Genomic DNA, 12,098 nt, shown 5'->3' with positions numbered 1-12,098 from the left:
GGCCCTCGTTCTCAAGTCTCGGCAAATCCGAGACTTTAGTTGGTGTTGGTCGTTTCCGCCGGGGTTTCGGTGGTCGTCGCGTCGTCGGTGACTGCAGGCTCTTCTTCCACCGAGATGGCGTCGTCCAGAGCATCGCCGGCGTCCTGTGCGGCGTTCTCGGCGGCGGTTGCAGCATCCGAAGCGGCTTCAGACGCGGCTTCACCAGCGTTGTCCAGCGCCTCACCAGCCGCGTCGGCGGCGTTATCGGCAGCAGTTGCAGCGTTGTCAGCCGCGTTCTCGGCCGCACTGGCAGCGTCGCCCGCAGCGTCTTCTGTCGCTGTGGCTGCGTCGTCCGCCATGTTCTCGGCACCTTCGGCAGCATCCTCGGCAGCGTTCTCGGTCGCGGTCGCAGCGTTGTCAGCGGCGGTCTCGGCCTCGGATGCAGCTTCGTCCGCTGCGGCTTCGGCGTCGGCGGCGGCGTTTTCGGCAGCAGCCTCGGCATCATCGGCGGCGTCTTCGACTTCGACGGCGGCTTCGTCGCCGACGGTCGCGTCTGCAGGCGCCTCTTCCGTGGTCGTGACGGTGGTGGTGTCACCCTCAACCGCGACGGTATCATCGGTCATGAAACGCTGCAGCACGAAATATGCCAGCGCCAAGGCCAGAAGCACGCCGATGATCAGCGGCAGCGGCGACGAGCGGCGTTCGACCGGCTCGACATAGGCTTCCTTCGGGGTCGCCGGATCGCTGTCCACCGGATTGGTGCGCTTGGGATCGTTGGGGTCGTAGGTCATCACTGGCCTCCATTATGACTGTCAGAACACCGGATTAGCGTCGCTACCCTGTGGTCCAGCCGCCCGCGCCTGTCAATCGGATAGGCGAACGCGGCCTGTCTTGCGACCCGGCTTTCAGCCGACTAACACAGGCAAAGACGAACAGGTTCCGCCTGCCGCACAGGTTTTTCAGCCGGAGAGCGCCATGACCCAGCCCGACAACCCGGATACGCGATATCTTGCCGATTACCAGCCGTTCCCCTTCATTCTCGAAGAGACGCGTCTGCATTTCGACCTGGCGCCGGATGCCACGCAGGTCCGCGCCGAGATGAGGATGCGCCCCCGCGACGGGATCAAGGATCTGGTTCTGGACGGTGGCGGCGCGGTCGAATTGCTGTCGCTGCATATCGATGGCAAGGTGCCTGACCCGGCGCTGGTCGCCCGCGACGATGAGACCCTGACGATCGCCGCCGCAGCCCTTCCCGACGCGCCGTTCAGCCTGACCACCGAGGTGCGCATCGATCCCTCGTCCAACACCGCGTTCGAGGGGCTGTATCTTTCGGGCGGCATGTTCTGCACCCAGTGCGAGGCCGAAGGGTTCCGACACATCACCTTCTATCCCGATCGCCCTGATGTCATGGCGCCTTTCCGCGTGACGATCCGGTCTGACAAGCCGATCCTGTTGTCGAACGGGAACCCGGTCAGCGCGGGCGATGGTGTCGCCGAATGGCATGACCCGTGGCCGAAACCGGCCTATCTGTTCGCGCTGGTCGCAGGTGACCTGGTGGCCGTCAGCGACGTCTTCACCACCCGGTCCGGACGCCGCGTCGATCTGAATGTCTGGGTCCGTCCGGGTGATCAGGATCGCGCCGGATTTGCCATGGAATCCCTGATCAAGTCGATGAAATGGGATGAAGACGTCTATGGCCGCGAATACGATCTGGACGTGTTCAACATCGTCGCGGTCGATGACTTCAACATGGGCGCGATGGAAAACAAGGGCCTGAACATCTTCAACTCGAAGCTGGTTCTGGCCACCCCCGAGACCGCAACCGATGCCGATTACGAGCGCATCGAAAGCGTGATCGCGCACGAGTATTTTCACAACTGGACCGGCAACCGCATCACCTGCCGCGACTGGTTCCAGCTGTGCCTGAAGGAAGGCCTGACCGTGTTCCGCGATCAGCAGTTCACCAGCGACATGCGCAGCGCGCCGGTCAAGCGGATCGAGGATGTGCGCGCCCTGCGGGCCCGTCAGTTCCGCGAGGATCAGGGCCCGCTGGCGCATCCGGTGCGACCCGACAACTATCAGGAAATCAACAATTTCTACACCGCGACCGTCTATGAGAAGGGCGCCGAGGTGATCGGCATGCTGAAACGGCTGGTCGGCGATGACGGCTATGCCAGGGCGCTGGATCTGTATTTCGACCGCCATGACGGCGAAGCCGCGACCATCGAGGACTGGCTGAAGGTCTTCGAGGATGCGACCGGCCGGGATCTGGCCCAGTTCAAGCGGTGGTACACCGACGCCGGCACGCCGCGCCTTGCCATGGCCGAGGACTGGGACGAGGCCGCGTCGGGCGGTCGGCTGACCCTGACATTCACCCAGCGAACACCACCGACACCCGGTCAGGACGACAAACCGCCGCGTGTGATCCCGGTTGCGGTCGGCCTGATCAGCCCGAACGGGGCTGAGGTGCAGGCCACCCGGATGCTGGAAATGACCGAGGCGCAGCAAAGCTTCAGCTTCGACGGCCTGGGCGCCCGGCCCGTCGTCTCGGCGCTGCGCGGGTTCTCGGCCCCGGTGGTCCTGGACCGCAATATCGACGATGCGACGCGCGCTTTCCTGCTGGCGCATGACACCGATCCGTTCGCGCGATGGGAGGCCGGGCGCGATCTGGCGATGTCTGCGCTGGTTTGCCTGTCGCAGGGACAGGCGGCTGGCGCCGACTATGTCGATGCGATCGGGCGTCTGGCCGCGGACGACGGCGCAGATCCCGCCTTTCGCGCGCTGTGCCTGATGCTGCCGGGCGACGAGGAAATCGCGACAAGGCTTGCTGCGGACGGCGTGACCCCGGACCCCGACGCGATCCACGTGGCCCGTGACGATCTTGCCCGCCGCGTGGCGGACGCGCATGCGGATCTGTTGTCCGATCTTTACGACAGCATGGCCGTTTCCGGGGCATATTCCCCCGATGCCCGCTCGGCCGAGCGGCGCTCGTTGCGGATCTCCGCGCTGGGATTGCTGAACCGGATCGACCGTGGCGACCGGGCCGAGGTGCTGTTCGGCACGGCCGGCAACATGACCGAGCGGATGGCCGCCCTGATCTGCCTGATCCGGCGCGGTCGCGGTCAGGCCGCGCTTGAAGCCCTGCACGACCAGTTCGGCGAAAACCGGCTGGTGATGGACAAGTGGTTCTCGGTCCAGGTGATGGTCGTCGATCCTGCCCAGGCGACCGGCATCGCGCAACGTCTGGCTGCCCGCAAGGATTTCGACTGGAAGAACCCCAACCGATTCCGCGCCCTGCTGGGGGGGCTGGCCGGCAATCACGCAGGCTTCCACGCGGCGGACGGGTCGGGATATGACTTCACCGCCGACTGGCTGATGCGGATGGACAAGGTGAACCCGCAGATCGCCGCGCGGATGTCGACCGCCTTCGAGACATGGCCCCGTTATGATGCCGGACGGCGCGAAAACGCGCACGCCGCATTGCAGCGAATGGCGGCGATGGACGGCATCAGCCGCAACCTTCGCGAGATGGTGTCGCGGATGATTGCCGCCGGAGAAGCGCGTTCATGACGGCGCTTGCGGGCGCGCGCGGGGCGATGCAAGATGCTGCAGATGAGTGACCGATACGCCGACGCACGGGCCGAGATGCAGGCCAGACTGGACCCGCTGATTGCCGAGCGGGCACCTTGGCTTTACTCGAACCGGCTGCATCACCGGATCGCACGGCGAGCGATGATGGGGTTGCTGCGCTATCCCCGCACGATCGAACTGGGGGCGGAATTCCGTGACCTGCCCGCGCCCGAGATCATGCGCCGGATGACCGATCTGATCGTCCGCGACGTGCGCGTGACCGGGATCGAACATATCCCGGCGACCGGGCCGGCGCTGATCGTGTCGAACCATCCCACCGGCATCGCGGACGGGATCGTGATGCACGCGGTTCTGGCGCAGATGCGCGACGATCTGTTCATTTATGCCAATCACGACATGATCCGCGTCCTGCCGCAGGTCGAGGATATGATCGCAGGGGTCGAGTGGCGGCAGGAAAAGCGCAGCCATGCCAAGACCAAGGCGACGATGGATTATACCCGCACCGCGTTGGAAGCAGGGCGGATCGGCCTGATCTTTCCCTCGGGACGGCTGGCCAAGCGGCGCGGACTGACATTGACGGAACGGCCATGGATGGCCAGCGCGGCGATGATCGCGCGGAAGTTCGGCGTGCCGGTCATTCCGCTGCGGATACGGGCGCGCAACTCCGCGCTGTTCTATTTGCTGGACGCGATCCACCCGACGCTGCGGGATGTCACCCTGTTCAACGAGGTGCTGAACAAGGCCGGTCAGACCTATCGGGTCAGCGTCGGCAGGCCGATCGATCCGGCAACCCTGCCACGCAGCAGCGAAGAGGCGATTGCGACCCTGCGCGACGCGGTGCTGGCATTGCCCGCACCGGGCGAGGATGCACCAAGGCTGACGCGCGGTGCGACCGGGGCGCGTTTGTCGCGGCCGTCGAAAAGCGTCGCCTGATCCTGGGGATCTTCTGCTGATGGCTTGGGCGCCCTGGCTGTGCAGACCTTCCGCTCAGCCTTTGCGGCTGTCGCGATCCAGATGTCCCAAGGATCGTTCCGGTGCGATCCGGTCGCGGATACGCTGCTTCAGCGTCCTGATATCCGGAAAACCGCCATCCGCCTTGCGTTCCCAGATCTGCTGGTCGTCCAGCGTGATGCGGAACACCCCGCCGCTGTCATCAGGCACGATCGTGACGCGCAGCGACGTGCCGAAGGTGGACAGGCATTCCTGCGCATACCAGCCCGCGCGCAACAGCCAGTTGCATCCCGTGCAATAGGTGATCTCAAGATGCGCCATCACAATGCCATGTCGTCTCGGTGGATCAGGGCCGCCCGGCCGGGATAGCCCAGGATGGTCTCGATCTGGGCAGAGCGGTGTCCGGCGATCAGACGCGCCTCGGTCGCCGTATAGCGGGTCATGCCCTGCCCCAGCGTTTCACCCGAAGGACCAGTGATCGCGACCGGATCGCCGCGACCGAAATCGCCCGAAACGGCACGCACCCCGGCGGGCAGCAACGACTTTCCGCTGCGCAACGCCTGTGCCGCGCCGTCATCGACGATCAGCGTGCCCTTGGGTTTCATTGCCGCGATCCAGCGTTTGCGCGCCGCCTGTGGATCGCCTTCCGGCAGGAACCAACTGGACCGCGCACCATCGGCCACCGCCGACAAGGGCCGCATCACCGACCCCTCGGCTATCGCCATCGCGCAGCCGCCCGCTATCGCCGTGCGCGCCGCCATCAGCTTGGTCCTCATGCCGCCTTTCGACAACCCCGAGACCGGATCGCCGCCCATCGCCTCGATCTCGGGCGTCAGGCGGTCGATTACCGGCAGATGACGCGCGTCGGGATCGGTCTTGGGGTTCGCGGTATACAGCCCGTCGACATCCGACAACAGCAGCAACTGGTCCGCACCACAGGTCACGGCGATCTGCGCGGCCAGCCGGTCGTTGTCGCCATAGCGGATCTCGTCGGTGGCGACGGTGTCGTTTTCGTTCACGATGGGCACCACACCCAGCCCCAGCAGCGTCTGCAGCGTCGCACGGCTGTTCAGATAGCGGCGGCGGTCGGCACTGTCTTCCAGCGTCAGCAGGATCTGCGCCGTCTTGACGCCATGCGGGGCCAGCGCCTCTTCATAGGCGCGCGCCAGCCGGATCTGGCCGACCGCTGCGGCCGCCTGCGCCTGTTCCAGCGGCAGCGCGCCCGGCGGCAGGTCCAGCACCCGCCGTCCCAGCGCGATCGAGCCCGAAGACACCAGAACGATATCGCTGCCGCGCCGCCGCCAGTCGGCCACGTCATCACACAGGCCGCGCAGCCAGTCGGCGTTCAGCCCGTCCGGCCCGACCAGCAGCGCCGAGCCGATCTTGATGACCAGACGCCGTGCCCGCGTCAGCGATGGTGCTAGGGTTGCCATGGCGCGTCAGGCTCGTCCTCATCGATGATCCGGGTGGGCGCGATCTCGGTCCACAAGGCACGCAGAACCTCGGTCACGCCCAGCTTGGCGACGCCGGACATCAGATGGACAGTGCCGCCGATCTCTGCCTCCAGCGCGGCCCTGCGTTCGGCGATGGTGTCGTCGTCCAAGGCATCGATCTTGTTCAGCGCAGTGATGCGCGGCTTTTCCATCAGCACCGGGGAATAGGCCGCAAGCTCGGTCAGGATGGTTCGGGCATCGCCCGCAACATCCTCGGCCGTGCCGTCCACCAGGTGCAAAAGCACGTTGCTGCGTTCGACATGACCAAGAAACTGGTCGCCCAGCCCCCTGCCCTCGCTGGCGCCTTCGATCAGGCCGGGAATGTCAGCCATCACGAATTCGCGCCCATCGACGCCGACCACGCCCAGATTCGGGTGCAGCGTCGTGAACGGGTAGTCCGCGATCTTGGGCCGGGCATTGGAAACGGCCGCGAGGAAGGTCGACTTGCCGGCGTTCGGCAACCCCACCAGCCCCGCATCCGCGATCAGCTTCAGCCGCAGCCAGATCGTCCGTTCGATCCCTGGCTGGCCCGGGTTTGCGTTGCGCGGCGCACGGTTGGTCGATGACTTGAAATGCAGGTTGCCCCAACCGCCATTGCCGCCGCGCGCCAACAGGACGCGCGCGCCCGGTTCGGTCAGGTCGGCGATGACCGTCTCTTCGTCTTCTTCCAGGATCTCGGTCCCGACCGGCACCCGCAGCACGATGTCGTCGCCCGATCTGCCGGTCATCTGGCTGCCCATGCCGTGCTGACCGGATTTGGCGAAGAAATGTTGCTGGTAGCGGAAATCGATCAGGGTGTTCAGCCCTTCGACCGCCTCGGCCCAGACATCACCGCCATTGCCGCCATCGCCGCCGTCCGGGCCACCATATTCGATGAACTTCTCGCGCCGGAAAGACACGCAGCCTGCGCCGCCTCCGCCCGAACGGATATAGACCTTGGCGAGATCGAGGAATTTCATGACGCAGCTCCTGTTCCGGGGGATGCGATACGCGCGCTGCCCCGATCGTGCAAGACCCGGGACGGCAGGGTTCGGGGCTGCCTTTGTGACATACCCTGCGATGCCGACCCTTTTCCGCGCGGGCTCCAGTCCCTAGATGTCAAGCAGGAGGCCCCCATGATCCACTTCGACAACAGCTATGCCCGTCTGCCCGATGGATTCTTCGCGCGTGTCGATCCGACGCCCGTGACCAAGCCGGTGTTGCTGGCACTGAATGAGGGATTGGCAGGCCGGCTTGGTCTGGATCCGGCATGGCTGAGCGGCCCGGAAGGCACGGCGATGCTGGCCGGGAACGCCATGCCAGACAGCGCCGAACCCATCGCCCAGGCCTATGCAGGACATCAGTTCGGAGGGTTCGTTCCGCAACTTGGCGACGGGCGTGCCGTGCTTCTGGGCGAAGTCGTGGCGCCGGACGGTGCCCGCTTCGATATTCAGTTGAAGGGCAGCGGCAAGACACCTTTTTCGCGCCGCGGCGACGGCCGGGCCTGGATCGGACCCGTGCTGCGGGAATACGTCGTCAGCGAATTCATGTCCGCCATGGGCGTGCCCACCACCCGCGCGCTGGCCGCCGTCGCGACCGGTGAAACCGTGTGGCGCGAGGACGGGTTTCCTGGCGCTGTGCTGACCCGTGTCGCATCCAGTCATATTCGGGTCGGCACGTTCCAGTACTTCGCCGTGCGAGGCAACGAATCGGCACTGGCAGCGCTGACCGACCATGTCATCGAACGGCACTATCCGCAGGCGACCGGGCCGTTATCGCTGCTGGATCATGTCGTCGCGCGGCAGGCCGAAACCATCGCGCAATGGATGGCGCTGGGATTCATCCACGGGGTCATGAATACCGACAACATGGCCATATCGGGCGAAACGATCGATTACGGCCCCTGCGCCTTCATGGATGGATATCATCCTGACACGGTCTTCTCATCAATCGATCACGCGGGGCGCTATGCCTGGGCACAGCAGCCTCAGGTTGCGGTCTGGAATCTGGCGCAGCTGGCCACCTGCCTGATCCCGCTGATGGGTCAGCGCGATGCGGCGATCGAGGCGGCGACGAAATCCGTGCACGGTTTTGCGCCGCTGTATCAGGCCGCTTGGTGTCGCCGCTTTGGCGAGAAGCTGGGCCTGACCGAGGCCGCCCCGGTGCAGGAACTGGCCGAGGAACTGCTGAGCCTGATGGCCCGCGACCGGGCGGATTTCACGCGGGTTTTCGCCGGCCTGCGCGACGGCACGGCACGCGGCGAATTCAAGGATCCGGCGGCATTCGACGACTGGGCGCTGCGCTGGCAGGAACATGACCCGGACCCGGCGCTGATGGCCCACGCCAACCCAAGACGCATTCCCCGCAACCACCGGGTCGAACAGGCGATCCAAGCTGCCGTGAATGACGATCTTCAGCCTTTCCGGCTGCTGTTCGATGCTGTCACGCATCCGCGTGAGGATCGTCAGGAATGGGATCATCTGGCACGCGCGCCGCTGGCGTCCGAGGCTGTGCGGCAGACATTCTGCGGAACCTGAGCATCCCTGCTTTCTTTGGCCCGACATTCCCCTGTCGTTCGGGGGAAGTCCTCTTGCGACCAGGCATCGTCGCGATATCTTCTGACGAACCTGATGAGGGCGCGACGTGGCGGTCATTCGAGTAGCGAGTTACAACCTGCACAAATGCCGCGGCCTGACCGGTCCGCACGCCCCCGAGAGGAATCTGGCCGTCATCGCGGCCATGCGGCCCGATATCATTGCCCTGCAAGAGGTCGATTTCCGCTTCGGCGCCCGCCCCGAGGCGCTGCCGCGGGCGCTGATCCAGGACCAGACCGGTCTTGTGCCCGCCGATATCAGCAGACCAAGCGGCGAGAACTCACTTGGCTGGCACGGCCAGACCATCCTGCTGCGTCCCGAACTGGCCCAGAACGCCGTCGTGCGGCGGCTTCCCCTGCCGGGATTGGAACCGCGCGGGGCGCTGGCCTTGCGTTTGCCCGGGCTGACGATCATCGGGGTTCATCTTGGACTGGTGCGGTCGTCGCGTCGCGCGCAATTGGCCCGGATCAGCGCGCAGGCCGCGCGGATCGCGGACGACAACATCGTGCTGATGGGCGATTTCAACGAATGGCATGATGAGCGCGGGTTGGAATCGCTTGCCGGATTCCGGGTCATTGCGCCCGGCCCGTCCTATCCCGCCCCGCTGCCGCGTTTCCGGCTGGACCGCATCGCGATGTCGCGACATCTGGAACTGCTGCGGCACGGGGTGTTCTCGGGTGCGGGGGCGCGCGATGCCTCGGATCACCTGCCGATCTGGGCCGAGATCGCCCTGCCCTGACAAATTGCGGCTTTCGACTTGCCGCCACGGCAGCTATGTAGGCGCTAACGCAAGCCAATGGAGGAGCCGATGAGCGCCATTATCGATATCTTCGCCCGCGAGATCCTGGACAGCCGCGGCAATCCGACTGTCGAGGTCGACGTGACGCTGGAAGACGGCACGATGGGCCGTGCGGCCGTGCCGTCGGGCGCATCGACCGGCGCCCACGAGGCGGTCGAGAAACGCGACGGCGACAAGGCCCGTTACATGGGCAAGGGCGTGCTGGAAGCCGTCGCGGCCGTCAACGGAGAGATCGCCGAGAACCTGATCGGCGAGGACGCGACCGAACAACGTGCCATCGACGCGATGATGTGCGATCTGGACGGCACACCGAACAAGGGCCGCCTGGGCGCGAACGCGATCCTGGGCGTGTCTCTGGCCGTGGCAAAAGCCGCTGCCGAAGACTGCATGCAGCCGCTGTATCGCTACGTTGGCGGCACCTCGGCGCGGATCCTGCCGGTGCCCATGATGAATATCATCAATGGCGGCGAACATGCCGACAACCCCATCGACATCCAGGAATTCATGATCATGCCGGTCAGTGCGGAGAATATCCGCGAAGCCGTGCGCATGGGGTCCGAGGTGTTCCACACGCTGAAAAAGGAACTTTCGGCGGCTGGCCTGTCCACCGGGATCGGCGACGAGGGCGGCTTTGCGCCGAACCTGTCGTCGACCCGCGACGCGCTGGATTTCATCCTGAAGGCGGTCGAGAAGGCCGGCTACAAGCCCGGCGACGACATCATGCTGGCGCTGGACTGCGCCTCGACCGAGTATTTCCGCAACGGCAAATACGAAATGAAGGGCGAAGGCGCATCGCTGTCGCCTGCCGAGAATGTCGACTACCTCGCGGCGCTGTGCGGTGACTATCCGATCCTTTCGATCGAGGATGGCTGCGCCGAAGACGACTGGGACGGCTGGAAGCTGCTGACCGAGAAACTGGGCGACAGGGTGCAGCTGGTGGGCGACGATCTGTTCGTGACCAATCCCACGCGTCTGGCCGATGGCATCGCCAAGGGCTGCGGCAACAGCCTGCTGGTCAAGGTCAACCAGATCGGAACCCTGTCCGAAACGCTGGATGCGGTGCGGATGGCCGACCGCGCGGGATATACCAGCGTGATGTCGCACCGCTCGGGCGAAACCGAGGATGCGACCATCGCCGATCTGGCGGTGGCGACCAATTGCGGCCAGATCAAGACGGGCAGCCTTGCGCGTTCGGACCGGCTGGCGAAATACAACCAGTTGATCCGGATCGAGGAGATGCTGGGCGAGACGGCCGAATACGCGGGCCGTTCGATCCTGCGCTGACATTCCCACCCTGTCCGCGAGCCCGTCGCGGGCAGGGTTTTTCCGGGCGCCAACGCCCGGATTTCGACCAATGCCGCGCCGTGGCGTGACATTGACGCCAGGGCAGCGCCCAATCCCGAAAATCTGTCCGCTCTGCCCCCTCGACAGGCGTCGATCAGTGGCTAAACTGCGGCGCCATGCAGGGCGGAAATTCGTCGGGGCAAAAGCTCCATCCGACCCGCTTGGAGGAGATTACATGAAAGATTCCAAAAGCCTGGACCGGCGTTCCTTCCTGACACGCGCCTCGGTCGGCGGGGCTGCGGCGGCAGCCGGAACGGCACTTGCGGCACCGGCGATCGCGCAGGAGATGCCGACGATCAACTGGCGGCTGGCCTCGTCCTTCCCGAAATCGCTGGACACGATCTATGGCGGCGGGGAAGAGCTTTCGACCCGGCTGAAGGAAGCCACCGACGGCAAGTTCAACATCCAGGTCTTCGCGGCCGGCGAGATCGTTCCAGGACTTGATGCGATCAACGCGGCAACCGACGGGACCGTCGAATGCGCGCATTCGGTCGGCTATTACAACTGGGGCAAGGACCCGGCCTTCGCCTGCGGCGCCGACCTGCCCTTTACCTTCTCGGCCCGTGCCAAAGCCGCCTACAACTATCAGGGCGGCGGCATCGAAAACTATAACGAATTCCTCGAACAATACAGCCTCGTCAGCTTCCCCGGCGGCAATACCGGTGTCCAGATGGGCGGCTGGTATCGCAAGGAAATCAACACCCTGGCCGACCTTCAGGGGCTGAAGATGCGGATCTCGGGTCTTGCGGGTCGCGTCGTGGAAAAACTGGGCGTCGTGCCCCAGCAGATCGCGGGCGGTGACATCTATCCGTCGCTGGAAAAGGGCACGATCGACGCCGCCGAATGGGTCGGCCCCTATGATGACAGCAAGCTGGGCTTCCAGAAGGTTGCACCGTACTACTACTATCCCGGTTTCTGGGAAGGTGGCCCGACGGTCAGCTTCTTCATCAACAAGGCGAAATGGGACGAGCTTCCCGACAGCTACAAGTCGCTGGTGCGGTCCTGCTGCCAGGCCACCGACCAGAACATGCTGGCCAAATACGACATGAAGAACCCGACCGCCCTGAAAGAGCTGGTCGGATCCGGCGCGCAGCTGCGTTCCTTCAGCGAGGAAATCCTGACGGCCGCCTTCGCCGCCTCGAACGAAGTCTATGCCGAACTGTCCAGCGAGAACGCATCGTTCAAGAAGCAATATGATGCGATGCAGCAGTTCCGCGACGACTGGTATCTGTACGCCCAGACGGCAGAATACACGTTCGACACGTTCATGATGATCCAGCAGCGCAACGGCAAGCTTGCGCCGGGCGGCGGGCAGTAAGCCCTTAGTTCACGATCCGACGCCCGCCGCGATCCCTCGCGGCGGGCGTT

Annotated in this window: 10 protein-coding genes; 6 read left to right on the top strand and 4 right to left on the bottom strand. The window is 65.0% G+C overall.

Going from position 1 to position 12,098, the window contains the following annotated elements; genetic code table 11:
• Nucleotides 1–35 precede the first annotated feature (35 nt).
• Nucleotides 36–770, bottom strand: a complete 735-nt coding sequence (locus J7359_RS03680; RefSeq protein WP_247740160.1) for a hypothetical protein — start codon at nt 768–770, stop codon at nt 36–38.
• A gap of 184 nt (nt 771–954) precedes the next feature.
• Between J7359_RS03680 and pepN the strand changes: the two genes are divergently transcribed.
• Together pepN and J7359_RS03670 are read left to right on the top strand one after the other, a co-directional pair.
• Nucleotides 955–3,549: an aminopeptidase N gene (gene pepN / locus J7359_RS03675; protein WP_209055180.1), complete on the top strand. Its 2,595-nt coding sequence runs from the start codon at nt 955–957 to the stop codon at nt 3,547–3,549.
• Nucleotides 3,550–3,591: 42 nt separating this feature from the next.
• Nucleotides 3,592–4,503, top strand: coding sequence for a lysophospholipid acyltransferase family protein (locus J7359_RS03670; RefSeq protein ID WP_247740159.1), 912 nt, complete (start codon nt 3,592–3,594; stop codon nt 4,501–4,503).
• A 54-nt stretch (nt 4,504–4,557) separates the two neighbouring features.
• On the opposite strand, the gene J7359_RS03665 is transcribed toward J7359_RS03670, so the two are convergent.
• From J7359_RS03665 to obgE, 3 genes are read right to left on the bottom strand one after another with little or no spacing between them, the layout of a single operon-like run.
• On the bottom strand, nt 4,558–4,842 hold the full coding sequence (locus tag J7359_RS03665) for a SelT/SelW/SelH family protein (RefSeq protein WP_209055179.1): 285 nt from the start codon (nt 4,840–4,842) through the stop codon (nt 4,558–4,560).
• Entirely contained in the window at nt 4,842–5,954 is a 1,113-nt protein-coding gene (gene proB, locus J7359_RS03660) for a glutamate 5-kinase (protein ID WP_209055178.1), read from the bottom strand. The genes J7359_RS03665 and proB overlap by 1 nt, the downstream gene beginning before the upstream one ends.
• Nucleotides 5,942–6,973, bottom strand: coding sequence for a GTPase ObgE (gene obgE, locus J7359_RS03655; protein ID WP_209055177.1), 1,032 nt, complete (start codon nt 6,971–6,973; stop codon nt 5,942–5,944). Before obgE ends, proB begins: the two co-directional genes overlap by 13 nt.
• Nucleotides 6,974–7,129: 156 nt before the next feature.
• On the opposite strand from obgE, the gene J7359_RS03650 reads away from it, so the two are divergent.
• The 4 genes from J7359_RS03650 (at nt 7,130) to J7359_RS03635 (ending at nt 12,048) form a co-directional block, all read left to right on the top strand.
• Nucleotides 7,130–8,530 (top strand): protein adenylyltransferase SelO, encoded by a 1,401-nt coding sequence (locus J7359_RS03650; protein WP_209055176.1) that lies wholly within the window; start codon nt 7,130–7,132, stop codon nt 8,528–8,530.
• A gap of 106 nt (nt 8,531–8,636) precedes the next feature.
• The gene (locus J7359_RS03645) at nt 8,637–9,326 is read left to right on the top strand and encodes an endonuclease/exonuclease/phosphatase family protein (protein ID WP_209055175.1); all 690 of its coding nucleotides are present in this window, start codon (nt 8,637–8,639) and stop codon (nt 9,324–9,326) included.
• Nucleotides 9,327–9,395: 69 nt separating this feature from the next.
• Complete coding sequence (eno, locus tag J7359_RS03640; protein WP_209055174.1) at nt 9,396–10,670, top strand: phosphopyruvate hydratase; 1,275 nt, start codon at nt 9,396–9,398, stop codon at nt 10,668–10,670.
• A gap of 253 nt (nt 10,671–10,923) precedes the next feature.
• Nucleotides 10,924–12,048 carry a TRAP transporter substrate-binding protein gene (locus J7359_RS03635; protein ID WP_209055331.1) on the top strand — a complete coding sequence of 375 codons (1,125 nt, stop codon included), beginning with the start codon at nt 10,924–10,926 and terminating at the stop codon, nt 12,046–12,048.
• Nucleotides 12,049–12,098 lie beyond the last annotated feature (50 nt).

Origin of the sequence: Paracoccus sp. R12_2, from assembly GCF_017744015.1 — a bacterium.
In the GTDB taxonomy this organism is placed as follows: Bacteria; Pseudomonadota; Alphaproteobacteria; order Rhodobacterales; family Rhodobacteraceae; genus Paracoccus.
Note: the sequence above shows the minus strand (reverse complement) of the source record. Positions and strands in the feature narration are given on the sequence as shown.